Source organism: Streptomyces sp. NPDC058685 (genome assembly GCF_042714725.1).
In the GTDB taxonomy this organism is placed as follows: Bacteria; Actinomycetota; Actinomycetes; order Streptomycetales; family Streptomycetaceae; genus Streptomyces.
Genome location: NZ_JBHXSL010000003.1, coordinates 253,938 through 277,800, shown reverse-complemented (window position 1 = coordinate 277,800; position 23,863 = coordinate 253,938). Strand labels below are relative to the sequence as shown.

Here is a 23,863-nt window from a genome sequence, read left to right as displayed (position 1 = left end):
CTTGACGCGACCTTCCCTCACCTCTTAAATCACGATCTAAATTAAGTCATGGATGCCGTTCGGGAATCGAACGCAGCCATCCCCGGGAAGGGGCCATCTCTCATGCGCACCATCAGAGCCGCAGCAGCCGTCACCGTCATCAGCGCGCTCGTCGCCATATCCGGCTGCGGCGGTGGTTCCTCCACCGACGGAAGCGGCAGCAACGAATCCCCCAAAACGCTCACGTACTGGGCCTCCAACCAGGGCCCCAACATCGAGGCCGACAAGAAGATCCTCACGCCCGAACTCAAGAAGTTCGAGAAGGAAACGGGCATCAAGGTCAAGTTGGAGGTCATTCCCTGGTCCGACCTCCTCAACCGGATCCTTGCCGCCACGAGTTCCGGACAGGGCCCCGACGTCCTGAACATCGGCAACACCTGGTCCGCATCGCTCCAGGCGACGGGCGCCCTGCTGCCCTGGGACCAGAAGAACTTCGACGCGATCGGCGGACGGGACCGCTTCGTCGACTCGGCCGTCGCCTCCGCGGGCGCCGAGGGCAAGGACCCCGCGGCCGTGCCGCTGTACTCGCTCGCGTACGCCCTCTACTACAACAAGAAGATGTTCGCCGACGCGGGCATCTCACAGCCGCCGGCCACCTGGGACCAGCTCGTGGCGGACGGCAAGAAGATCTCCAAGGGCGGGAAGTGGGCGCTGGGCGCCGAGGGCGGCAACCTCGCCAACAACATCCACCAGGTCTTCGTCCTCGCCAAGCAGCACAACGCCGACTTCTTCGACTCCGCCGGCAAGCCCACCTTCACCTCCGACGGCGCGGTCGCCGCGGTGAAGCAGTACGTGGACTTCATGGCCAAGGACAAGATCGTCGCTCCGGGCAACGCGGAGTACGCGCAGAACCAGTCGCTCCAGGACTTCGCCCGCGGCAAGACGGCGATGGTGCTGTGGCAGGCCGCCGCGTCCACCTTCGCGGCCCAGGGCATGAAGCCCGCGGACTGGGGCGTGGCACCCGTGCCCGTCCAGCAGGGCGCGCCCGGCACCGGCGCGAACACCAACTCCATGGTCGCCGGCATCAACATCGCGGTCTTCAACAACACCAAGAACGTGGACGGCGCGAAGAAGTTCGTGAAGTTCATGACGAGCGACGCCGAGCAGAAGCTCCTCAACAAGACATACGGATCGATCCCGCCGGTCACGGCCGCGCAGCAGGACCCGGCGTTCGCCGCACCGGATCTGAAGGTCCTGCGCGACACGCTGTCCACGAGCGCAGCGCCGCTGCCGCAGGTGCCGACGGAGTCGCAGTTCGAGACCACGGTCGGCACGGCCGTGAAGGAGCTGTGGGCGGACGCCGCGGCCGGCCGCCCGGTGACCACGGCGTCCGTCAAGGAACGTCTGGACAAGGCCCAGCAGCAGATGCAGCAGTGAGGCACACCCGATGACCACCACCGTCACTCCCGGCCGCACCGGCCCGGCGGACACCGGTGAGCGGGTGGGGAAGGGGGATGCGCGGCGCAGGATGCCGCGCATCCCCGACCGGATCCGCCACGGCGGTCTGCCCTATCTCCTCCTGCTGCCCGCGGTCCTGCTCGAACTCCTCATCCACCTGGTCCCGATGGTGATCGGGATCGTGATGAGCTTCCGTCAGCTCACGCAGTTCTACATCCGCAACTGGGGCGAGGCCCCGTGGACGGCCTTCGACAACTACCGGATCGCCGTCGACTTCAGCGCGCCGATCGGCGAGGACCTGCTCAACTCGTTCCTCGTCACCTGTGCGTTCACCGTTCTCGCCGTCGGCCTGTCCTGGCTCTTCGGCGTCGCCGCGGCGATCATGATGCAGGAGAACTTCCGCGGCCGGGGACTGCTGCGGGCCGTCTTCCTCACGCCGTACGCCCTGCCGGTGTACGCGGCCGTCATCACCTGGGCCTTCATGTTCCAGCGGGACAACGGCATGATCAATCACGTCCTGCACGACCAGTTGGGACTGACCGACCAGCCGTCCTTCTGGCTGATCGGCGACAACGCGTTCTTCGCGGTGGTCGTCGTCGCGGTCTGGAAGTCGTGGCCGTTCGCGTTCCTGATCGTGATGGCGGGACTCCAGAACATCCCGCGCGAGCTCTACGAGGCCGCCGCGATCGACGGCGCGGGCGTCTGGCAGCAGATCCGCAAGATCACCCTGCCGTCGCTGCGGCCGGTCAACCAGGTGCTCGTCCTGGTGCTGTTCCTGTGGACGTTCAACGACTTCAACACGCCTTACGTGCTCTTCGGACGGGCGGCCCCGGAGGCGGCCGACCTCATCTCGGTGCACATCTACCAGTCGTCCTTCGTCACCTGGAACTTCGGCCAGGGTTCGGCGATGTCCGTCCTGCTGCTGCTCTTCCTGCTGGTGGTGACGGCCGTCTATCTGCTGCTCACCTCCCGCACTCCGCGAGGAGCCTCCCGCACAAGGAAGAGCGCCGATGCCTAGGCCGCCCCGATCCCCGATCGCACCGCCGCAGTCCTTCCTCTGGACCCGCCGGGTCGTGCTGACCCTGCTGACGGTCTTCGCCCTGCTGCCCGTCTATGTGATGCTCAGCAGTTCGCTGAAGCCGCTCCAGGACGTCTCGGGCCAGTTCCGCTGGATTCCCTCCGGTCTGACCATCCGGCCCTACATCGACATCTGGAACACCGTTCCCCTCGCCCACTACTTCGTCAACTCGCTGATCGTGGCGGTGTCGGCGACGGTGCTGTCCGTGGTGATCGCGGTGTTCGCCGCCTACGCGGTGAGCCGCTACCGGTTCCGCGGCAAGCGGATCTTCACCGTCACGGTGCTCTCCACGCAGATGTTCCCGGGGATCCTGTTCCTCCTGCCCCTGTTCCTGATCTTCGTGAACATCGGCAACAGCACGGGCATCGCGCTGTACGGCTCGCGCGGCGGACTGATCCTCACCTATCTGACGTTCTCGCTCCCCTTCTCGATCTGGATGCTGATCGGCTACTTCGACTCCATCCCGCGAGACCTGGACGAAGCCGCGATGGTGGACGGCTGCGGCGCCCTCGGGGCGCTCTTCCGGGTCGTCGTGCCCGCCGCGGTCCCCGGCATCGTCGCCGTGTCGGTCTACGCGTTCATGACGGCCTGGGGCGAAGTCCTCTTCGCCTCCGTGATGACGAACGACACCACACGAACGCTCTCCGTCGGTCTGCGCGGCTACGCCACCGAGAACGACGTCTACTGGAACCAGGTCATGGCCGCGTCGCTGGTCGTCAGCGTGCCCGTCGTCGCCGGGTTCCTGCTCCTCCAGCGCTATCTCGTCGCCGGCCTCACCGCCGGCGCAGTCAAGTGACCTCAAGCGAAAGGCAGTCCGTGAACGACCTCAACGCCCTTCCGCCCGATTTCACCTGGGGCGTCGCGACCGCCGCCTACCAGATCGAGGGTGCCGTGGCCGAGGACGGCCGCTCGCCCTCGATCTGGGACACGTTCTCGCACACCCCGGGCGCGGTGGACAACGGCGACACCGGCGACGTGGCCTGCGACCACTACCACCGCTGGCCCGAGGACATCTCTTTGATGCGGCAGCTCGGGGTGGGGGCCTACCGGTTCTCGATCGCCTGGCCGCGCGTCGTCCCCGGCGGCGACGGCCCGGTGAACCCCGCGGGCCTCGCCTTCTACGACCGTCTCGTCGACGGTCTGCTGGAAGCGGGCATCACCCCCTTCGCCACGCTGTACCACTGGGATCTGCCGCAGGCGATGCAGGACCGGGGCGGCTGGCCGGCCCGCGAGACCGCCGAGCACTTCGCCGCGTACGCGTCGGCGGTCGCCGACCGGCTCGGCGACCGCGTGAAGGACTGGGCGACGCTGAACGAGCCGCTGTGCTCGTCGTGGATCGGCCATCTGGAAGGCAAGATGGCGCCCGGTCTCACCGATCTGACGGCGGCGGTACGGGCCTCGTACCATCTGCACCTCGGCCACGGACTCGCCGTGCAGGCGATCCGCGCGGCCTCGTCCGACGCACGCGTCGGCATCGTCAACAACCTCTCCCCCATCGAGCCCGCGAGCGACCGTCCCGAGGACCGGGCCGCGGCGGTGCGGGCGGACGGTCACACCAACCGCTGGTGGCTCGACCCGATCCACGGCCGCGGGTATCCGCAGGACATGCTGGACCTGTACGGGGTCGAACTCCCGGAGAAGGCGGGCGACCTGGAGACCATCGCGGCCCCGCTCGACTGGCTCGGGCTCAACTACTACTTCCGCCAGATCGTCACCGCCGACCTCAGCGGCCCGGTCCCGTACGCCAAGCAGATCTACACGCCCGGCGCCCGGCACACCGCCATGGACTGGGAGGTGCACGCCGACGGTCTGGAGCAGCTGCTCGTGCGGCTGTCGCAGGAGTACGGCGCGCAGCGCGTCTTCGTCACCGAGAACGGCTCGGCGTATCCCGACGTCGTCCGAGCCGACGGGACCGTCGACGACCCCGAGCGGGTGCGCTATCTGGAGGAGCATCTCGCGGCATGCGGTCGGGCGGCTCGCCGGGGCGCGTCCGTGGCGGGCTACTTCGCCTGGTCGCTGCTGGACAACTTCGAGTGGGCGTACGGCTACGACAAGCGCTTCGGCCTGGTGCACGTCGACTACACGACGCAGAAGCGGACCATCAAGGGCAGTGGGTACCGGTACGCGGACATCGTCCGTGCCGCGTCCCGCAGGGCCCGCCTTCTCGGTCTTCGGTTCTCCTCCGGCCGGACCGTCACACCGCGGCAGCCCTGCCCTCGGGCCTCACACCGCGGCCGGGGCCGTGGGCTCGGTCCCCGTCCTGGCGCAGACGGAGGCGGCGACCTGGGCGGCGAACTCCAGCATGACCCCGGCGGACGACGGCGAGAGCGCCCGGTCCCAGCTCCTCTCGGCGCCCAGCCAGGTCAGGATCCCGGTCATGAACGCGTCGCCGGCGCCGATGGTGTTGACCACCTCGACGGGGACAGCGGGGACGGAGACGGGTTCCGCGCCGGGCACATACGCGGTCGCGCCCTGGGCCCCGCGGGTCACCACCACCAGCCGGCCCTCGTCCGCCAGCCTGCGGCAGCTCCGGTCCGGTTCGGTGTCCGGCCAGAGCCGCACCAGGTCCTCGTCGCTGGCCTTCACGACATGCGCGAGGGCGCACAGGTCCCGCAGCCGTCGCAGACCGCGGACGGCGTCGACGGTCCGGTCCTCGCGCACATTGGGGTCGACCACCAGCAGTGAGTGCCGTGCCGCCTCCTGTGCGACGGCGGCGACCGCCCTCGCCGCGGGTTCGACGACCGCCGCGAGCCCGCCCACGTACACGGCGCCGAACCGGGCGGCCTCCTCGGCCGGCCGCGGCAGCCGGAAGGTCGCCGTGTCCTCGAGGTGGAAGTGGTAGGCGTTGCCGCTGCTGCCCGGGTCGGCGACCGCGAGCGCCGTCGGGAGGTCCGCCCTCGCACTGAGTCCGACGTCGACGCCCGCGCCGGTCAGCCACTGCTCGACGGACCGTCCGAAGCCGTCGTCGCCGAGACCTCCGGCGAAGCAGACCCGCCGGCCGAGCAGGGCGAGGCCGACCGCCACATTGGCGGGCGCGCCGCCCGGCTGAGCACGCAGCACGCCGGGCTCACCGGCCACCGGGACGAGGTCGATCAGCGCTTCGCCGACGACGAGCACCGCATCGGACGCGCGGGTCACGGCTCCACCACGATCTTGCGCCCGATGCCGGCCTGGAAGCGTTCGATCGCCTGCGGGTACTGCTCCAGGGGCAGCCGGTCGCTGATGAAGACGGACGGGTCGAGTACTCCGGCCGCGAAGAGGGCGGCGGCCCGCTCGTAGCTGTGGAGCACCGCCATCGATCCGGTGATGGTGATCTCCTGGTTGTAGATCCGGTAGGGCTCGATGACGGCGGTCGTCGCGTAGTCGGCGACCCCGAACTGGAGGAAGGTGCCTCCCTTGGCGACGCGGCCGAGGCCGTCCTGGATGGCTCCGGCGTTGCCCGTGGCGTCGATGACGACGTCCCAGCCGCCCGGCCGGTCCAGCGCGTCCGCGCCGGATGCCGTCCGCGAGCAGCCGAGCAGGCTCGCGGTGGCGAGGCGTTCGGGGTTGACGTCGAGGACGTCGACGGATGCGGCGCCGGTGCGCTTGGCGAGCTCCAGCATCATCAGGCCCATGGTGCCGGAGCCGTAGATCAGCACCTCGGCGGCGAGCGTGCTGTTGAGTACGTCGTAGCCGCGCACCGCGCAGGAAAGCGGCTCGATGAGGGCCGCGTCATGGACGTCGATGTGGTCGGGCAGGCGTACGCAGTTGGCGACCGGAGCGACGGCGTACTCGGCCGCGCCGCCGGGGACGGTGACGCCGATGGCGGCCCACCGGTCGCACAGATTGCCGCGGCCCGACCGGCAGTAGCGGCACTCGTGGCAGTGCAACGACGGATCGACGGCGACCCTGTCCCCGACGGCCAGTTCGGTGACGTCGGCGCCGATACCCACGACCTCACCGGCGAACTCGTGGCCGGGCACGATCGGAAGCGTCGGTGCGAACTCGCCCTGGAGAATGTGCAGATCGGTGCCGCACAGTCCGCAGGAGGCGACGTCGACGACGACCTCGCGAGGGCCGGGGGTGGGGTCGGGAACCGTCGTGACCGAGACCTTGCCGGAGGCTTCGACGATCGCTGCCCTCATTTGACTGCTCCAAGCGAGAGGCCCTGGACGAGCTTGTCCTGGGCGGCGTAGCCGGCGGCGAGCACCGGCAGGGACACGATGACGGAGGCGGCGCACAGCTGGGCGAGGAAGAGGCCCTGGCTGGTGACGAATCCGGTCAGGTAGACGGGTGCCGTCTGGGCGACGACGCCGGTGAGCACCCGTGCGAACAACAGCTCGTTCCAGCTGAAGATGAAGCAGATCAGGGCGGTGGCCGCGATCCCCGGCCCGGCGACGGGCGCGACGACCCGGGCCAGCACGGTGGGCAGCCGGGCGCCGTCCACCTGGGCGGCCTCGATGATGGAGACCGGCACGTCGGCGAGGAAGGACTGCATCATCCACACCGCGATCGGCAGGTTCATCGAGGTGTAGAGGATGACGAGGAGCCAGATGTTGTCCAGCATCCCGGCGTTCTTCGCGAACAGATAGACGGGCAGCAGTCCGGCGACGACGGGCAGCATCTTCGTGGAGAGGAAGAAGAACATCACGTCGGTCCACTTGCGGACCCGCCGGATGGACAGGGCGTATGCGGCCGGCAGCGCGAGGACGAGCACCAGGACGGTCGAGAGCAGCGACGCGGAAAGGGAGTTGATCAGGGGCGGCCATGGGGTCGGGCCCCCTCCGCCGCCGAAGAACTGACGGTAGCCGTCCAGGGTCAGCGACGCGGCGAGCGACGGCGGGTTGGTGGCGGCGTCGGCCTCGGAGTGCAGCGAGGTCAGCACCATCCACAGGGCAGGCAGGCAGAAGGCGAGCCCGACGATCCAGGCGACGCCTCCGAGGGCCGCGGAGCGCCGTCCGGCCTTGCGTGCCGCGGGCGGCAGTTGGGGGGTTCGGCCGGTGGCCGCGGGCTCGGTGGTGGTGGCAGCGCTCATGCGCGGTTCGCCTCCTCGCGGAAGAGGGAGGAGACCACCCGGAGAGCGAAGGTCGCGATGATCATGGTGCCGATCACCACGACGACTCCCGCGGCGGACGCCAGCCCGTACTCGTGGGCTCGGTAGAAGGTCTCGTAGATCGTGTAGGGGAGGTTGGCGGTGCCCAGTCCGCCGGAGGTGATGGTGAACACCGCGTCGAAGTTCTGCACGATGTACACGGAGCCGAGCAGAACGCCCAGTTCGAGGTAGCGGCGCAGATGCGGCAGGGTCAGATAGCGGAAGGTCTGCCAGCTGCTCGCCCCGTCCAGCCGCGCGGCCTCCATCATCTCGGCGGGCCGGCTCTGCAGACCGGCGAGCAGGATGAGCATCATGAACGGGGTCCACTGCCACACCAGCGCCGCCTCGACGGCGAGGAGCGGCATGCCGGATATCCAGTCCGGCTGCGACATGCTCTCGATCCCGAACAGGTCGCCGACCCAGGTGAGCGCTCCGTTCAGCAGCCCGTACTCCGGGTTGTAGAGCGCGTGCTTCCACAACAGGGCGGCGGAGATCGGCACGATCAGGAAGGGTGTGATGAGCAGCGTGCGCACCATGCCCCGGCCGAAGAAGGTGCGGTCCAGGAGGAGGGCGAAGAGCAGGCCGAGGACCACGGTGACGAGGACGACGGCCACCGTCAGCACCACCGTGGTGATGACGGACTCCCGCAGCGCCGGGTCGGTGACGACGGACGCGTAGTTGGACAGCCCCGTGAAGTGGCGCTTGTCCGGGCTGAGGGAGTTCCAGTCGAAGAGCGAGGTCACCAGGGTTGCCACGAACGGCAGTTGGGTGACGGCGATCAGGAAGACGAGGGCGGGCAGCAGCGGGGCGCGGGTGGCCCACGCGCGGGCCCGGCCACTCTTTCCGGTTCGCGCCACGGCGGGACGGCGCGACAGTGCGGGCCGGCTGATCGATGTGGTCATCGGTACTCCTCGGCGACCTTCTCGGCCAGCTTCTGGGAGGCGGAGAGGGCCTTGTCCACGGACTGGCGGCCGGCGATGGCGGCACTGATCTCCTGGGCGACCTTGGTGCCGAGATCGGTGAACTCGGGTACGCCGACGAACTGGATCCCGGCGGTCGGCCGGGGCTGGGTGCCGGGGTTCTTCGGGTCGGCACTGGAGATGGCCTGCTCGGTGACGTCGGCGAACGCACCGGCTTCCTTGCGGTAGTCGGGGTTGGCGTAGGTCGACGCCCGTTTGCCCGCGGGCACGTTCGACCAGCCGCTCGTCCCGCCGACCAGGGCCTCGTACTTCTTGCCGGAGGCCCAGGAGATGAACTCCCAGGCGTCGTCGGACTTCTTGGATGCCTTCTGCATGCCCCAGGCCCAGGTGTAGAGCCAGCCGGAGCTCTTGGTGCGCTCGACCGGGGCCGGTACGTAGCCGATCTTCCCCTTCACCGGGGAGCCCGCCGCCTCCAGCGATCCGGCGCCGGCGGTGGCGTCGTACCACATGGCCGTCTTGCCCTGTGTCATGTTGTTGAGGCACTCGGCGTAGCCGGACTGCGGTGCGCCCAGCTCCCCGTGTTCGCGGACCAGGTTCACATAGAACTCGGTGGCCTTCTTGAACTCCGGTGCGGTGAGCCGCGGTTGCCAGTCCTCGGTGAACCAGGTGCCGCCCATGGTGTTGACCACGGTGGTCAGCGGGGCGATGACCTCGCCCCAGCCGGGCAGGCCGCGCAGGCAGATTCCCTTCATACCGCGCTCTGCCCCGTCCGCCTTCGCGGCGAGGTCGGCGACCTGCTGCCAGGTGGGTTTCGGGGGCATCGTCAGCCCCTTCTTCGCGAAAACGTCCTTGCGGTACATGAGGAAGGACGACTCGCCGTAGAAGGGTTCGGCGTAGAGCCTGCCGTCCGCGGCGGTCAGGGAGTCCCGCAGCGGTTCGAGGATGTCCTGCTGGTCGAAGGCGGCGTCGGCCCGGGCGTACTCGTCGAGGGGGTGCAGCCAGCCGTTCTTCGCGAAGAAGGGGACCTCGAAGTTGCTGATGGTGGCGATGTCGTACTGACCCGCCTGGTTGGAGAAGTCCTGGCTGATCTTGTCGCGTACGTCGTTCTCCGGGAGCACCGTGAAGTTGACCTTGATGCCGGTCTCCTCGGTGAAGTGTTTCCTGGTGAGCTTCTGCAGCTCGACCATCTGCGGGTTGTTCACCATCAGGACGTTGAGCGCGTCGCCGCCTCCGAAGGAGGTGCCGCCCGCTCCGGCGCAACCTGCCGCGAGCAGTGCCATCGCTGCCGTGCCCGCGCCCGCACGTACGCGGATTCCCCGTCGTCGTCGGTGGTGGGGCATGAGTTCTCCTGATCAGTCGTAGCGGCTCGGTGATCGGTGGTGCGGGGCATGGCCGGCCCGTCCCCCGGCCGGTGACGGGGGCTGGACAGGACATGTGTGGGGACTGGAGGGGAGGCCGGAGGAGGGGTCCTCCTCAGACGCGGACGACCTGGGGGCCGAGGAGGGAGTAGCGCTGGGCCTCGGCGGAGGGCAGGGCGGCGTCGGTGACGATGGCCTCGAAGTCGCCGACGTCGGCGAAGCGGCAGAAGCTGACCGCGCCGAACTTCGTGTGGATTCCCGTGAACACCCGGCGTCGTGAGCTGCGCATGGCCTGCGCCTTGACCTCGCTGACGGCCGGGTCGGGGGTGGTCAGTCCGTACTCACGGGAGATGCCGTTCGCGCCGACGTACGCCAGGTCGATGACGAAGTCGGCGAGCATCCGGGTGGCCCAGTGGTCGACGGTGGCCATGGTGCCGCCGCGCACCCGGCCTCCGAGAAGGAGTACGGCGATCTTCTCGGCGTCCGCGAGGACGGTCGCGACCGCGAGGGACGCGGTGACCACGGTCAGCGGCCGGTCCCTCGGCAGTGCCTCGGCGACGAGCTGCGGGGTGAAGCCCTCGTCGACGAAGACGGTTTCCGCGTCACCCAGCAGATCGGCGGCCGCGGCCGCGATCCGTGACTTCTGCGGCACATGACGGGTGGTGCGCACGGCGAGGGTGGTCTCGAAGCCGGCCGACTCGACGGGGTAGGCCCCGCCATGAGTGCGCCGCACGAGCCCGTGCTCCTCCAGGGCGTGCAGATCGCGCCTGATGGTCTCCTTGGCCACCCGGAAGACGCCCGCGAGAGCGGTGACGTCGACCGACCCGTCCCGTCGGGCCGTGTCGAGAATTCCCCGTCGGCGTTCCTCGGTGTCCACGCCACACTTCCCTGTTTCCGCTCCGTGCACTGTTCGCGCCGGGCCCGGAGTCCGTTCGGGCCCATGCCTCGTTTGTACAAGCAGTCCCGGCCGCTCGACCAGGCTCTTCGCCGAATCCGGTGTGCCCGTGTGCGCCCGTTTCCCCGACACGATCCCCGCTGGTCGCAGGGCCGGGCACGGGGATCGCGGGCCCCTGTCGTGCCCGCTTGGCCCCCCGGTGGCGTCCGAACGGCGCCCGAGGGCGGAGACTGGAACCGCACACCCCTTCGGGACCCGGAATGCGGTGAGCTCCGGAGGGCTGGAAAATCGATGAATGGCTGGGTCCGCCCGTACGTATGCGTAGGCGCGGACATGGATTCTCCGACGGACTTCCAGGAGCACACGTATGAGTGGTACAGCCCAGATCGGTGTCACCGGGCTCGCGGTGATGGGGCGCAATCTCGCCCGTAACTTCGCGCGCAACGGCTTCACCGTCGCCGTGCACAACCGCACCGCGGCGAAGACACGGGCGCTGGTGGAGGAGTTCGGCGACGAGGGCGCGTTCGTCCCCGCCGAGTCGGCGGAGGAGTTCGTCGCGGCGCTGGAGCGGCCGCGCCGCCTGGTGATCATGGTGAAGGCCGGTGACCCCACGGACGCGGTGATCGAGGAGTTCGCGCCGCTGCTGGAGGAGGGCGACGTCATCATCGACGGCGGCAACGCCCACTTCGCGGACACCCGCCGCCGGGAGAAGGATCTCCGGGAGCGCGGCATCCACTTCGTCGGTACGGGCATCTCCGGCGGCGAGGAGGGCGCGCTGCACGGGCCGAGCATCATGCCGGGCGGCTCGGCCGAGTCCTACGCGACCCTGGGCCCGATGCTGGAGAAGATCGCGGCGAAGGCGCCCGACGGCACTCCGACGGTGGCCCACATGGGCCCGGACGGCGCCGGTCACTTCGTGAAGATGGTGCACAACGGCATCGAGTACGCCGACATGCAGTTGATCGCCGAGGCGTACCACCTGCTGCGGTCGGTCGCGGGCTACTCCCCCGCGCAGATCGCCGAGACCTTCCGGACCTGGAACACCGGCCGGCTGGACTCGTATCTGATCGAGATCACGGCGGAGGTGCTGGCCCACACGGACGCCGCCACCGGAAAGCCGTTCGTCGACGTCGTCACCGACCAGGCCGAGCAGAAGGGCACGGGCCGCTGGACCGTGCAGATCGCGCTCGACCTCGGTGTGCCGGTCTCCGGTATCGCCGAGGCGGTCTTCGCCCGGTCGCTGTCGGGGCACGCGGATCTGCGCGCGGCCTCGCGCGGGCTGCCCGGCCCGACGCCCCGCGCGCTGAGCGACGAGGAGGCCTCGCGCTTCGCCGACCAGGTGGAGCAGGCCCTGTACGCGTCCAAGATCGTGTCGTACACCCAGGGCTTCCATCAGATCCAGGCGGGCAGTGATGCCTTCGACTGGAACATCGACCTCGGCTCCGTCGCGGCGATCTGGCGGGCGGGCTGCATCATCCGGGCCGCGTTCCTGGACCGGATCCGCGCCGCCTACGACACCCAGCGCGACCTGCCGAGCCTGCTGTCCGACAAGGAGTTCGCGTCGGAGATCGGCTCCGCGCAGGACGACTGGCGCGATGTGGTCGCGACGGCCGCGCACCAGGGCGTGCCCACGCCCGGCTTCTCCGCCGCTCTCGCGTACTACGACGCGCTGCGGGCGGACCGGCTGCCTGCGGCGCTCACCCAGGCGCAGCGGGACTTCTTCGGTGCGCACACCTACCGGCGCGTGGACCGGGAGGGCTCGTTCCACACCCTGTGGGGTGGCGACCGCTCCGAGGTCGGCACCGACTGACGAAGCCGCGACAACCGCTGATCAGCCCACCGGGCCCGTGCCTTTCGGCCGGGCCCGGTGCGGGTTTCCGTCTGTCACGCCTGGTCTTCTACGGCTTCTTGCGCCGGGCCGGGCGTGTGCTTGCCCGGTTCTCACGCGGGTCCGGGCGCGGGTTCGGGCTCCGGCGACGGGTCCGGGTCGGGGCCCGGCGGCTTCGGAATCGGGTCGGGCGCCGGCCCCGGCGGGGGCGAGGGCACCGGCACAGGGCCGGGCAGCGGGCCCGGTGTCGGGCCGGGCGGTCCCGGCGAGGGGACGGGTGACGGCGGTACGGGCGGCTGGGTCATGCCTGACCTCCAGGGTTCGGAGTCGTGCCTTCCCAATGTCTCGTGCTCCGCCTGCCCACGCGCGCCGGGTCCACACGCCTCAAGATGCGGAACGTGCCGCTCCCACGGCCGCCCGCAGGCCCGGACGCGGGCTGGACAGGACGGGGAGAGCCGTTGTCGTACGGGCGGCGGCGTCCGCCATCGACGCCTGGGCCAGCACGACGACATCGGCGTCCCGCACGGCATCGACCTCGGCGGCCACCCGGTCGAGATAGCGCTCGCGATCACCCGCCAGAAAGTGCTCCCATGCCCCGCCGGCCAGGACCGTCCGCAGATCGACACGGCGCCCGCCGGCCTCCTCACGGATCAGCGAGGCGGTGGGCGCGAGGGTGCTGTGCAGGGCGGCGACCACCACGACGCGCTGGTGGGCCGCCGCCGCGGCGGCCATCGGCCGGTCGACCCGCAGCACGGGTACGCCGGTCCGTACCGCTTGCCTCTCCGCCACTGCTCCGATCGTGGAGCAGGTGCACAGCACGGCCCGCGCCCCGCCGGCCACGGCCTCCCCGAGCACGGCGGCGACGTCCTCGCCGACGGCGTCGGGCCCCTGAGCCACCGCACGGGACAGCAGCTCTTCTCGTACGTAGTGGCGCAGCAGGACGCCGGGGTGGTCGGTGTCCCGCAGCGAGTCGAAGACCGGCACGTGAACCGGGGAGGTGTGCAGCAGGGCCAGCATGTTCTCGCTCACCAGAGGTCGGGGTTCGCCTTCAGCTGGTCCTCGGCGGCCACGACCAGCTCGGACGGGGGCGTCGGGCCCTCGTCGGGGTGCTTCTGCACCCAGCGGGCGGCGTACGGGCAGAGCGTCACGACGGGCACGCCCTCCCGCTCGGCGATCCGGAACAGCTCACGCACCAGGGCGCTCGCGATGCCCTTGCCCTCGTGCTCCGGCTCGACGATGGTGTGCACCGCGACGAGGGCCGGCGGCACGGCGTCCAGGGTGAAGTAGGCGATGTGCCCGGTGACCTGGCCGTCCTCGTAGGCCTCGAGGAGGCCCTTCGACCGGTTGTCGCGGATGTCGGGCTCGGACATGGCGGCGGGCTCCCTCGCTCGGATCAGCTGTCTGACGCGGTTGCTGTGTACGGGTCTGCTGTCTACGGGTCTGCTGTCTACGGGTCTGCTGCCTGACGGGCGATCATGTTACGGCGTGGGGACTGCGCCGGTGCGGCTGCCGGGCACGGGCGCGGCGGCGTGGGGGCTGCGCTCGGTGCCGCTGCCGGGCACGGGCGCGGCGGCGTCCGAGCCGAGCTCGACGATGCGGTTGCGCGCGTCGACATGGACGACGGCGGGCACGAGCGCACGTGCCTCGGCGTCGTCGACCTGGGCATAGCTGATGAGGATGACCAGGTCGCCGGGGTGGACGAGATGGGCGGCGGCCCCGTTGATCCCGACGACACCGGAGCCCCGCTCACCCTCGATGACATAGGTCTCGAGGCGGGCGCCGTTGGTGATGTCGACGATGTGGACGAGCTCGCCGGGAAGGAGGTCGGCGGCGTCCATGAGATCGCGGTCGACGGTGACGGATCCGACGTAGTGCAGATCGGCCTGGGTCACGGTGGCACGGTGGATCTTGGACTTGAACATGGTGCGCAGCATGGAGTGCTCCTGATGTGTCAGCTCCCTGCCTGCATATTGCAGGTCAAGGGCCGTCTCAAGAGACTACAACGGTCGGCATGCTCGGCCAGCTGTCGCCAAGTATTCTCTCACCGACCCGCGCCTCCCCGATCCAGTCCGGCCGGGTCTTCGATATCAACTCGGGGCCGGTCGATGCCGTCACGCAAGTCAAGGGGCTGTCATGGGTGTTCACACATCAGTCGCACCTGCTGTGTGACCGCAACCGGGTCCACCGTCTCCGGGGCGACGAGCCCAGCTTGCCAATACACAGGGCCACCCGAACCGGATCGACATCGGCCTGGAACTCTGGGCCCATCCGACCCGCGGTCCGGATGAAGTGCTGTCTCCAGTGACAATCTTTTCTGCCCAGCCATGGCGATTGTTCGATCAGGCCGCGAGCACTGTTCCGTGGTCAGCCAGCAGCATGGCGTGGCGTGAAAGGCCTGAGTATGCCGAGACGCTGCATTTCGACGATGTGCTCTGCCGTGCGACGCGGTGCTTCACCGCCGGTCACCAGCACACCCGCCTCGATGTTGCGCCGAGCGGCGGACTCGGTCAGGTTGGCGCTGCCGAGCAAGAGGGTGCGACGGTCGGCGACCGCCAGCTTGGCGTGCTGGCGGGAGCGGCCCCGTTCAGCCAGGTCCCGTGCCCAGACCCACAGCCGCAATCCGGGCACGGATGCGAACGCTTCGGCCGGTTCCCTCCCCGAGAGCAGGCCACCCGCACCGGCCAGGGTTTCGACCACGATGTGCGTCTGGACACCCCTGCCCGAAGCCTCTGTCAGGGCCCTCGTCAGGGCAGGATACGGACGAGCCGCGTACGTCATTGCCAGCAGTTCGTGCTGCGCCTCGTTGATGACCTCGACCAGCACTTGGGCGGTCGCCCGCACCGGCACCGCCGGTGTCGAGGGACCGCTCCACACGGTGCGGACCCGGACCGTGTCCCGGGCCCGCCGCCGGGCGGCGACGTAGCCGCGCACATAGGCAGCCGCCTCGGAGGCAGGCACCGACTCCGACTCCATGGCGTCGTAGAGCGCCGCGACAGCTGCGCTGACTCCCGGCGTCGCCAACTCGGTAAGGATCCGATCCCTGGTGCGTCCCTGGGCAAGCATGCCGGCGAGGTCCTTGCTGCGCGAGAGGCCGAGAGCCTCGACAACGACCTCGGCAGCGCCCTCGAACGCGGGTCGGCTCACGACACCAGACCGACCGGCGTCAGCACCGGATCCTGGTCCCCGGTCAGCGGAACGAGGAACCGACGGTCCAGAAACCGGTTTCCGCGTTCACACGTGGTTTCCGACACGAAGAGGCAGACATGACATGCGGCTCCGTGGAGGAAGTCGGCCGGATCCTGCGGCAGGCGCTCGGCGCACAGCGGGTCGGCGGAGCAGTGGCGGGCGTCGGTCAGGGCCCGGCGCACGATCCGGTCGAACTCCCGCTCTTCGGCCAGGGACACCAGACCTCCCAGGGTGCCCTCGGAGTCCGGGACGGCAGTGTAGATGAGGATGCCCGTCCTTGGATTCTGTTCGTCCCCCGCGTAGATCCGTTCGGCGAGCGAGGCGGAGTTGTAGCCGCACTCCAGGGCGATGGTACGGATCAGCAGGTGGGAGAGGGTGTGCAGGGCGATGTACCGCGCTCCGGGCCAACCGTAGTAGGGGTCGAAGTCGCTGGTCTTACGGTCCGACTTTCGGTTGGCGCGGAACCGTGCGTACGCCTGTCTGTGCGCCTCCATATGCGGTGACTTCTCCATACGAGCGGTCCACTCGGCCATCAGGCCGTCCCGCACGCGCAGGAAGACGCCCTCGCCGCGCACCTCGCTGGCCGGTACCCAGTTCCGGATCCCGCGGGACAGTTCGACGCGCGTGGCGATCTCCGGTGATTCGGGGTCGGGCGCATCGAGCCGGCTGAATCCGATCAGCGCTCGTGCCTCACGCAGCCGCTCGACCTGCCTGATGTCGGCGAAGAACTCACTCAGACGGGCCGGCACGGGCATCTGCCGGAGCGCGAAATCGTCGCTGGGGGTGGGAACGGGACCGGAGAGCGCGTCCCATTCGGGTCCGAAGAGGTCGGCCTGGACGTCAGGGGCGGAGGGAGCCGGCCCGGTGGTTCCCTGCTTGCGGGCCGTGATCGCCGCGACCACTGCGTCGGCGTCGAACTCCTTGAGGAAGGTGAACTTGGGCATGCGTGCCATGAAGTCGAACTGCCCTCGGTCCTCGATCAGTTCGAGGTCGGGCCAGTGGTTGTCCAGGAGCTTGCCGATGTCTCCGCCCTGAGCCTTGGGCAGTGCCAGGGCGCTGAGGGTGAGCGGGAACCACTGGTTGGACGCGCCCGCCACCATCAGGACCGGCTCCTGGTTGCAACCGTTCGTCTCGTAGGTGCCGAGATGCGGATGCCGTCCACGGCACCGTGGCAGGTTGCGGCGCCCTCGTTCACCCATGGCTTCCCGGATGTTGCGCTTCACGCCGCAGGCGACGCATTCGATGGTGACGTTGGCGGCCTGGTTGCCGCCATGGTCCTTCATGCGCAGCTTCGGGCGCGGTGTCTTGCCGCAGGCCTGCCCACGGTGCACGTACGCGGTGTAGGGGAACTCGTCGAGATGGCCGGCGGTGCACACGAGGGTGAAACGGGCCGCCACGGCCAGCGGCTTGCCCCGCTTGCAGTCGTGGACGAACTTCGCCTCGTGCGGTGTCCGTGGGTTGGCGTTGACGAAGGCGAACTCGCCCGAGTCGATCGCGGCCAGCACATTGCACGCGGTGCAGCGCAGCCACTGCGGGAAGGGTGTCACGGGCACTCCGACCCCCTGTGCCGCCCAGCCCTTCGGGTCCGCGTCGGCGCCCTCCAGCCAGGGAGCGGCGCGCAACTGCTCGACCTGGCCGCGTCCAAAGCGCTGGAGCGACCGGTTGACGGCAGCGCGCAGCCGGGGTTCGTCGATGTCGTATTCGGTGACACCGGAGTGACTCCAGGAGTCGATTCCCCGGATCAGGACGGAAAAGTTGGGCAGGTCGACGAGGGCGCCGACCCCGGCGGTGAACATGAGGTGGCTGGGCCGTACGGCGCCGACCCTGCGGTTGCTTCCCTGACTGCTCATCGCTGTGCCTTCCTGACCGTGCCGGCCGTGACGGGTCCGTACTCGTCGCTGTCCACGGTGCTCGCCGTGTCAGGGTCGGTGTCGGTGTCGGTCCCAGAGGCGCCGAACGTCCAATCGGGACCGTCGCCCGAGGGTTCTTCCAGGAAGGCGCCGCCGGGGAGGAGCAGGTTGATCTCGTTCTCCGTCTCGCGCATCGACATTCCGACGGTCAGCTCGGTCCACCGGGATCCGTCCGCCCGGCGCAGCAGGCCGTTCACGACAGTCGTCTTGTGCTTCTCCTTGCGGTAGGCGAGGGCAGAACTGCTCTCGTCGCGTTTGCGGCGCCATTCGTCCTTGAGCCGGTCCAGACGTTCGCTCAGGTACTGGCGGGGCCGCTCGCCTCCCACCCGCTCGGCGCGTTCGAGAAGCCGCCGTTCGACCTCCTGGGCGAGCGGTCCGTCGAGGTCGACGTGGTGGGCGTCGAGGTTGCGGGAAGAGTCGTGGGTGGCGTGGCGTAGCGCTGCGACATAGGTGGCGGCGACGCCTCGGTCGAGCGCGCGGCGGGTGTACGGGGTCACCGACAGCGCTTCCACCTGGCGGTAGAACGTCGCGTGGTAGTGCTCGAAGTCCTCGTAGTGGGCGAGGTCGCGGGGACGTGACCAGTTGTAGAGGGTCACCACCAGGCCCGGACGGGCAGCATCGCGGCCGACTCGCGAGGACGCCTGGATGTACTCGGCGGTGTTCTTGGGCTGGCCCACGACGAGCATCAGGCCGAAGCGGGAGACGTCGACACCGACCTGCAGCATCGAGGTCGCGAGGACGACGTCGACAGCCTGTCGAACGAAGGGCGTCATGGACGCTCGGGGCTCGCGCTTGTCCTTTATGGCGGCGGCGTACTCGCGCAGGAAGGCCAGCCTGCGCACCGAGGTGTCCCGCTCGGGATCGAATTCGATCTCCAGCCGCTTCAGGGCCGCGCCGATGTCGGAGGAGGAGATGCGGGAGGTCAGTTCCTGGATGCTGAGCATCCCGGCTCTGCTCACGATGCGGTCCGACAGCGTGTCCTGACCCTTGCGGCTGCCGTTGGATCGCACCCGCGTGGTGATGTCGTCGTCCATGTACCGCCGCATGCCGGCGAGTTCACGCGTTGCGTTGAAGTAGCCCACGAGGGTCATGTACGGGTCCGCCGGCCTTCCGTAGTCGTCGAACAGCTGCTGCGCCGCGAGCAGCAGGATCTCCGCGACACGGATCTCGGCGGCCTTGAGACGGGTGCCGTGCGCACACACGCCGAGGTAGCGGCGGCCGGGATTCTCCCGGCTCAGTTCCACCTGCCGGGAGAAGAAGGTGTCCCCGACGTCCAGCACCTGGGGAGGGAAGACTGCGACCTTGCGGCCGAAGACACCGAGCACCTGATCGGCGGCCCGTTTCGTGGTCGCGGTGGAGGCGACGATCTTCGGGCCGACTTCGTGACGTCCGCCGTGAGCGTCGGTGAAGCTCCACGTGCACAACTGGTCGACGGCCGCCTCGAAGAGGCCCACGGTGGTACCCAGGGCTCCGGAGATCAGGTGAAGCTCGTCCTGGATGATCAAGTCCGGAGGTCGCAGGCGAGTGACGGGCTGGGCGGTCACGCCGGGCAGGTCGCCCCTGGCGTTGTGGCGGCCACCGCAGCCGGTCTTGGCGTCCAGGTCTTCGTGGCGGTAGCCGTGGCGGGGGCACAGCTCGGTGACCCTGCCGAACAGCAGGCCGGAGTAGCCGTTCCACGGAAGCTGGGCGAACTTGTCGACCGTGGCGATCAGCAGTGAGGGTGCCAGCCGGTAGATCTCCTCGTCGACGGTGAGCACGGGAACGCCTTCGCCGAGCGCTTCGCGACGGGAGAAGGGGCAGCGGTCCTCCCCCTCGCCGCGAGGGCAGTACAGCAGAACCCTGCGGCGGCCCTCGTCGTACTCCATGTTCGAGCGGGCGGTCAGCCCGCTGCCGCACCAAGGGCAGGTGAGAACCTGCAGGACGCGGGCGTGCTTGTCGCTGGCGTTCTCCTTGGCTTCGGCGATCTGCTCCTTGGCCTCGTCGAACCAGTTCGGTGAGACGGAGGTACCCACCCAGAGCCCGATCCGGAAGGGGGTGGGCCCCCAGCGCCGGTCCCGCGCGAACTCCTCGCGGCGCAAAACCTCGCAGGCACTCACCAGGGCGGCGGCGCGCTGGAACTGCTGAGCGGTCAACAGCCGCAGGGTGTAGCGCATGAGAACGCCCACACCCGCCTCACCGCTGCGGGCTTCCGTACCCGAGCCCAAAGTGCCCTGGAGACGCCTCAGTGCGAAGGTGTAGGCGGCGAGTCCGAGATATGCCTCGGTCTTGCCACCGCCGGTCGGGAAGAACAGCAGATCGACGAGGGCTTCACGGCCGGTACCACGGTGCGGGTGTCCGGGCTGCGTGAGGGAGTCGATGTTCAGCAGGACGAAGGCGAGCTGGAACGGACGCCAGCTGGCTGCCGCCTTGCCCTTCCCGTGTACCTCGTCGTAGGCCTCCTGGTAGGACCGGGAATCGTTCTCGCGGCCGGCGCGGGAGGCCGCGATGGCCGTGTTGCGGCGCTGCAGGGCCATGGCCCGGTTGGCGAACCGGAAGGCCAGCAGGGCCGTCTCGTCGGCCACGAGCCGGTCGATGCCGAGGGTGATGCGGTCGCAGACCTCGAGCGCCTGCTCGATCGCGGTCTCGGCCGCTTCTCGCAGGTCATCGGGGAGTGAAGCGGCACTGCGGCGCTGCTGCTCCAGCCACGTACCGTACCCGTCGGCCAACGGGGCCAGAGCGGCGCTCAGTTCCGATCGGCGGCCGGGCGTGGCAAGCGCCGCCAGCTCGTCCATGCCCAGCTCCAGCCCCTGGAGGAGGTCCTGCTCCTCGAGTGCCGGCGCAGTGGTCGCCCTGACGTCGTACTCGGGAAGCCAGACGGTGGTCAGTCGGTGCGCGTTGCGCTCTCCGTCGCGGACGTGCGCGTGAACGGCGACATTGCGGCCCTTGGCGTGGCTGAGGCTGTCCCGGTAGAGCAACCGCAGTCGCCGCTCCTCGGCGTCCTCGGGCGCGTTCTCGTGGGTCGCCGGGTCGAGAGGGTCGTCCACCGGCAGGAAGACTGCCGCCTGGTCGTCGGGAAAGGCGGTGACATCGATCTCGGTCTGGAAGAGCCAGTGCGCGTCGCGCGCGTCCGCGCTGTCCGGCTGCCGGTTCACCAGGGCCAGCTCGACTATGCGCAGGTCCTCGGCGCCCGTACGGCCGCTGTGCCGGCGTACCTGTACGTCCAGGACGACGGTGTCGCCGTCGAGTTGCACGGTGCGGTCGGCCCCGTCGGTCACGTCGATGTCCACCAGGCGCTCGACCGGCTCACGTGACCAGACCCTGCGCGTTGTCCCCCGCTCGGTGGCCTCTTCGGCTTGGGTGTAGCGGCCCCAGCGGACGGTGGCGCTGAGCGTGCCGATCGAGGCCGGAGCGGTGAAGGACAGCCCCATGGAGGACGCCCAGATGTGTCCGGCTGCCTGGGGACTCAGCCGGTCCTGCAGGTCATTGTCGTCACCTTCCTGCTCATCACCCGACTCCCCGTCCGCGCCCTGGGCGGCCGCACGGGCGATCCGGTCCGCGGTGACGGCCTGAGGGCGCGGACCGAGCATGCCGACCAGGTATCGGTCACGGGGCCCGGAGGAGGCACTCGGCAGCGTTTCCGTCTCACCGTCCCAGGGGCCCAGCAGATCACGGCGGATGTAGTGCACGAGTGCGTCACGCACCGCGTACGAGTCCCCGGCACGGAACGTCTGGGGAACTTCGTCGAGCGGATGCGGAACAGCGGCCTGGGCAGGCTGGGCCGGCATGCGGTGGGTCCTTTCGGACAGGGCCGTTGGAGCACGACTGTGCACCGGTGGTGCGGCAGCACGAGAAATATAGACCCGTTGACTCAGTTCACACAACAAATTCGAGGGGTCCGTCGCTCGTCGTCTCGTCAGTCTCTAGGCTGGTACCTGCCCACTGCGCGCCCACCACCCATCCGCGACCCGAGGACTCCCATGCCCCGTCTCGCCCTCTCCGACGACTTCGTCGCGGATCTGATCTCCCTGCAGAGACCTGTCCAGAAGGAAGTCAACGACACGATCCAGATGTTCCGGAGCCTGACCGTGCCGCAGCTCCATGCCAGCAAGGGAATGCATTTGGAGAAGCTCGAGCGGGCGCGCGACCCCCGGATCCGTACGATCCGGGTCACCAGGTTCTACCGGGGCGTTCTCCTCGCCCCGGACGACGGCAGCGAGTTGTTCACTCTCCTCAGAGTGGCGCCCCACGACGAGGCGATCAACTGGGCCTGCAAGCGCGCCTATTCGGTGAACGGCGCCACCGGAGGCCTGGAGGTTCGCAATGTCGAGGCACTCGAGCAGATGGAGACCTACTTCGAGACGAAGGCGGTCCGGACCCCGGCCAGGCTATTCGCCCACCACTCCGACACCGTGCTGCGTGACCTCGGCATCGACGAGCAGGTCATGCGACTGGCGCGCGTGTGCGTCACCGCTGACGATCTGACGGTCATGGCGCCCCCCATGATGCCTGCCGATCAGTACGAGGTCCTGGAGTACTTGGCAGCCGACTGTTCCCCCGAGGATGTGTGGGAGCAGTTGATCGCCCCGCGAGGTCAGACGGTCCGCACGGCGGAGAACCGGACGGCCGTCACCATCAGCGAGGCAATCCTCAACACGCCCAACCGCATCGTGGAGGTCACCGGCCCTGGTGAGCTGGAGCGGATCCTCACCGAGGATTTCATCCGCTGGCGCGTCTTCTTGCACCCTGCCCAGCGCCGGTACGCCTACCACGCGGGCTTCAACGGACCGGCTCAGGTGACGGGCGGCCCCGGCACCGGCAAGACGGTCGTAGCCCTGCACCGGGTACGTCACCTGCTGCGCACCGGACGCGAGGGGGACCGGATCCTGCTCACCACCTTCACCAACGCCATGGCGGCCGCCCTGCGGGACAGCCTTGCTCTCCTGCTCGGCGACGCCGACGCGCATCTGCTCGGCCGTGTCGACGTCACGACGGTGGACTCGCTGGCCGCCCGGGTACTCCGGGAAGCCAGGGGCAGCTCGCCGAAACCGCTGTCGGCGGCAGCGGAGAGGAGCGCTTGGACTCGAGCCGCCGCGCGCGAGGACCTGCCCTGGTCGGAACGCTTCCTGTCCCAGGAGTTCCGCAACGTCGTCCTGGCTCAGGGGCTGCGGACGCCTGAGGAATACTTGAGATGTGTGCGCAGGGGGCGCGGCACACAAGTGGGGCGAGTGCAGCGGGCCCGGCTGTGGCGGGTCATGGAGCGTTTCACGGGGGATCTGGCCTCCCGCGACTCCGCGACGTACACCATGGTGTGCGACCAGGCCGCCCGGATTCTGGCCGAGCAGGGGCCGCGTTACCGACACGTCGTTGTGGACGAGGCACAGGACCTGCACCCGGCCCAATGGCGGGTGCTGCGTGCCTCCGCGGCCGAGCGGGCGGATGACCTGTTCCTCGTCGGCGATCCCCATCAGCGCATCTATGACTCCCGGGTCTCATTGCGATCCCTCGGGGTCAACGTGCGGGGGCGGACGTCCCGGCTGCGCCTCAACTACCGCAGCACGGAGGAGATTCTGCGCTATTCCGCGTCTCTCCTGGACGGTCAGCCGGTGGGCCGCCTCGGTGAGGACGACGAGGACGACGGCGGTCGGGACTCGCTGCGCGGCTACCGTTCCGAGCTGCACGGCCGCGTCCCAGTGGCTCGCGGCCATGGCAACCAGGACGACGAGCTGCGCGCGCTGGTGGAGCAGATCCGCACATGGATCGACCAGGACGGTGTGAAGCCGTCCGAAGTGGCAGTATGCGCCCGGTTCAACACACTGGTCGACGCGGTCATCGCCCGCCTGCGCCGGGAGGGCATCCCCGCCGTCGCGGTCAAGGACGACCCGGGGCCGAAGGTGTCGGGGGTGCGCGTGGCGACGATGCACGCCATGAAGGGGCTGGAGTTCCGCTGTGTGGCCGTCGTCGGCGTGACCTCCAACGTGCTGCCGTTCGCCCCGCAGGTGACGCCGGCCGACGAGGACGCCCTGCAGCACCGTTCGGATCTGCTGGCCGAGCACTGTCTTCTCTTCGTGGCGTGTACGCGGGCGCGCGACGCACTGGCGATCTCCTGGAACGGTGAGCGCAGCCGCATGCTGGACCCGGTCACCGGCTGAGCAGCAACGGGCCCTGTCCGGCGAACCTAAAAGATGGCTTCGCCGGACAGGG

General features: G+C 69.3%; 17 protein-coding genes and 1 pseudogene. 6 read left to right on the top strand and 12 right to left on the bottom strand.

What is annotated here, in order from left to right; translation table 11 throughout:
* The first annotated feature begins 102 nt into the window (after positions 1 to 102).
* The 4 genes and pseudogenes from ACFWU3_RS04360 to ACFWU3_RS04345 form a co-directional block, all read left to right on the top strand.
* Complete coding sequence (locus ACFWU3_RS04360; protein ID WP_384430871.1) at positions 103 to 1,416, top strand: extracellular solute-binding protein; 1,314 nt, start codon at positions 103 to 105, stop codon at positions 1,414 to 1,416.
* Between the two features lie 10 nt (positions 1,417 to 1,426).
* Positions 1,427 to 2,455, top strand: coding sequence for a carbohydrate ABC transporter permease (locus tag ACFWU3_RS04355; protein WP_384430869.1), 1,029 nt, complete (start codon positions 1,427 to 1,429; stop codon positions 2,453 to 2,455).
* Positions 2,448 to 3,311 carry a carbohydrate ABC transporter permease gene (locus tag ACFWU3_RS04350; RefSeq protein ID WP_384430866.1) on the top strand — a complete coding sequence of 288 codons (864 nt, stop codon included), beginning with the start codon at positions 2,448 to 2,450 and terminating at the stop codon, positions 3,309 to 3,311. Before ACFWU3_RS04355 ends, ACFWU3_RS04350 begins: the two co-directional genes overlap by 8 nt.
* 20 nt (positions 3,312 to 3,331) lie before the next feature.
* A pseudogene (locus ACFWU3_RS04345) lies at positions 3,332 to 4,669 on the top strand (GH1 family beta-glucosidase); the annotation flags it as partial.
* 69 nt (positions 4,670 to 4,738) lie between these two features.
* On the opposite strand, the gene ACFWU3_RS04340 reads toward ACFWU3_RS04345, so the two are convergent.
* The 6 genes from ACFWU3_RS04340 to ACFWU3_RS04315 form a co-directional block, all read right to left on the bottom strand.
* Entirely contained in the window at positions 4,739 to 5,575 is an 837-nt protein-coding gene (locus ACFWU3_RS04340) for a PfkB family carbohydrate kinase (RefSeq protein WP_384431037.1), read from the bottom strand.
* A 74-nt stretch (positions 5,576 to 5,649) separates the two neighbouring features.
* Positions 5,650 to 6,639: a zinc-dependent alcohol dehydrogenase family protein gene (locus ACFWU3_RS04335; RefSeq protein WP_384430863.1), complete on the bottom strand. Its 990-nt coding sequence runs from the start codon at positions 6,637 to 6,639 to the stop codon at positions 5,650 to 5,652.
* A complete protein-coding gene (locus ACFWU3_RS04330) occupies positions 6,636 to 7,529 on the bottom strand; it encodes a carbohydrate ABC transporter permease (RefSeq protein ID WP_384430860.1) in 894 nt (297 codons plus the stop codon). The genes ACFWU3_RS04335 and ACFWU3_RS04330 overlap by 4 nt, the downstream gene beginning before the upstream one ends.
* Positions 7,526 to 8,488, bottom strand: a complete 963-nt coding sequence (locus ACFWU3_RS04325; protein ID WP_384430856.1) for a carbohydrate ABC transporter permease — start codon at positions 8,486 to 8,488, stop codon at positions 7,526 to 7,528. The genes ACFWU3_RS04330 and ACFWU3_RS04325 overlap by 4 nt, the downstream gene beginning before the upstream one ends.
* The gene (locus tag ACFWU3_RS04320) at positions 8,485 to 9,846 is read right to left on the bottom strand and encodes an ABC transporter substrate-binding protein (protein WP_384430853.1); all 1,362 of its coding nucleotides are present in this window, start codon (positions 9,844 to 9,846) and stop codon (positions 8,485 to 8,487) included. The genes ACFWU3_RS04325 and ACFWU3_RS04320 overlap by 4 nt, the downstream gene beginning before the upstream one ends.
* A gap of 133 nt (positions 9,847 to 9,979) precedes the next feature.
* A complete protein-coding gene (locus ACFWU3_RS04315) occupies positions 9,980 to 10,741 on the bottom strand; it encodes a DeoR/GlpR family DNA-binding transcription regulator (protein WP_384430851.1) in 762 nt (253 codons plus the stop codon).
* A gap of 385 nt (positions 10,742 to 11,126) precedes the next feature.
* On the opposite strand from ACFWU3_RS04315, the gene gndA reads away from it, so the two are divergent.
* Positions 11,127 to 12,569: an NADP-dependent phosphogluconate dehydrogenase gene (gndA, locus tag ACFWU3_RS04310; protein ID WP_384430848.1), complete on the top strand. Its 1,443-nt coding sequence runs from the start codon at positions 11,127 to 11,129 to the stop codon at positions 12,567 to 12,569.
* A 402-nt stretch (positions 12,570 to 12,971) separates the two neighbouring features.
* Here the strand turns inward: gndA and ACFWU3_RS04305 are convergent, their stop codons facing one another.
* The 6 genes from ACFWU3_RS04305 to drmA form a co-directional block, all read right to left on the bottom strand.
* Positions 12,972 to 13,604 carry an aspartate/glutamate racemase family protein gene (locus ACFWU3_RS04305; RefSeq protein ID WP_384431033.1) on the bottom strand — a complete coding sequence of 211 codons (633 nt, stop codon included), beginning with the start codon at positions 13,602 to 13,604 and terminating at the stop codon, positions 12,972 to 12,974.
* Between the two features lie 8 nt (positions 13,605 to 13,612).
* Positions 13,613 to 13,957 carry a GNAT family N-acetyltransferase gene (locus ACFWU3_RS04300; RefSeq protein ID WP_313942810.1) on the bottom strand — a complete coding sequence of 115 codons (345 nt, stop codon included), beginning with the start codon at positions 13,955 to 13,957 and terminating at the stop codon, positions 13,613 to 13,615.
* A gap of 108 nt (positions 13,958 to 14,065) precedes the next feature.
* On the bottom strand, positions 14,066 to 14,521 hold the full coding sequence (panD, locus tag ACFWU3_RS04295; protein WP_384430844.1) for an aspartate 1-decarboxylase: 456 nt from the start codon (positions 14,519 to 14,521) through the stop codon (positions 14,066 to 14,068).
* A 430-nt stretch (positions 14,522 to 14,951) separates the two neighbouring features.
* Positions 14,952 to 15,731, bottom strand: coding sequence for a DISARM system phospholipase D-like protein DrmC (drmC, locus tag ACFWU3_RS04290; RefSeq protein ID WP_384430841.1), 780 nt, complete (start codon positions 15,729 to 15,731; stop codon positions 14,952 to 14,954).
* Complete coding sequence (gene drmB, locus ACFWU3_RS04285; RefSeq protein ID WP_384430838.1) at positions 15,728 to 17,623, bottom strand: DrmB family protein; 1,896 nt, start codon at positions 17,621 to 17,623, stop codon at positions 15,728 to 15,730. Before drmB ends, drmC begins: the two co-directional genes overlap by 4 nt.
* Positions 17,620 to 21,447 (bottom strand): DISARM system helicase DrmA, encoded by a 3,828-nt coding sequence (drmA, locus tag ACFWU3_RS04280; protein WP_384430835.1) that lies wholly within the window; start codon positions 21,445 to 21,447, stop codon positions 17,620 to 17,622. Before drmA ends, drmB begins: the two co-directional genes overlap by 4 nt.
* 192 nt (positions 21,448 to 21,639) lie before the next feature.
* On the opposite strand from drmA, the gene ACFWU3_RS04275 reads away from it, so the two are divergent.
* The gene (locus ACFWU3_RS04275; RefSeq protein ID WP_384430832.1) at positions 21,640 to 23,811 is read left to right on the top strand and encodes a UvrD-helicase domain-containing protein; all 2,172 of its coding nucleotides are present in this window, start codon (positions 21,640 to 21,642) and stop codon (positions 23,809 to 23,811) included.
* The last annotated feature ends 52 nt before the right edge of the window (positions 23,812 to 23,863 follow it).

Coding starts and splice junctions, on each gene's coding strand:
- panD (WP_384430844.1), bottom strand. CDS start 14,521: ATGCTGCGCACCATGTTCAAGTCCAAGATCCACCGTGCCACCGTGACC.
- ACFWU3_RS04320 (WP_384430853.1), bottom strand. CDS start 9,846: ATGCCCCACCACCGACGACGACGGGGAATCCGCGTACGTGCGGGCGCG.
- ACFWU3_RS04355 (WP_384430869.1), top strand. CDS start 1,427: ATGACCACCACCGTCACTCCCGGCCGCACCGGCCCGGCGGACACCGGT.
- ACFWU3_RS04275 (WP_384430832.1), top strand. CDS start 21,640: ATGCCCCGTCTCGCCCTCTCCGACGACTTCGTCGCGGATCTGATCTCC.
- drmA (WP_384430835.1), bottom strand. CDS start 21,447: ATGCCGGCCCAGCCTGCCCAGGCCGCTGTTCCGCATCCGCTCGACGAA.
- ACFWU3_RS04350 (WP_384430866.1), top strand. CDS start 2,448: ATGCCTAGGCCGCCCCGATCCCCGATCGCACCGCCGCAGTCCTTCCTC.
- drmB (WP_384430838.1), bottom strand. CDS start 17,623: ATGAGCAGTCAGGGAAGCAACCGCAGGGTCGGCGCCGTACGGCCCAGC.
- ACFWU3_RS04335 (WP_384430863.1), bottom strand. CDS start 6,639: ATGAGGGCAGCGATCGTCGAAGCCTCCGGCAAGGTCTCGGTCACGACG.
- ACFWU3_RS04330 (WP_384430860.1), bottom strand. CDS start 7,529: ATGAGCGCTGCCACCACCACCGAGCCCGCGGCCACCGGCCGAACCCCC.
- ACFWU3_RS04305 (WP_384431033.1), bottom strand. CDS start 13,604: ATGCTGGCCCTGCTGCACACCTCCCCGGTTCACGTGCCGGTCTTCGAC.
- ACFWU3_RS04360 (WP_384430871.1), top strand. CDS start 103: ATGCGCACCATCAGAGCCGCAGCAGCCGTCACCGTCATCAGCGCGCTC.
- ACFWU3_RS04300 (WP_313942810.1), bottom strand. CDS start 13,957: ATGTCCGAGCCCGACATCCGCGACAACCGGTCGAAGGGCCTCCTCGAG.
- gndA (WP_384430848.1), top strand. CDS start 11,127: ATGAGTGGTACAGCCCAGATCGGTGTCACCGGGCTCGCGGTGATGGGG.
- ACFWU3_RS04325 (WP_384430856.1), bottom strand. CDS start 8,488: ATGACCACATCGATCAGCCGGCCCGCACTGTCGCGCCGTCCCGCCGTG.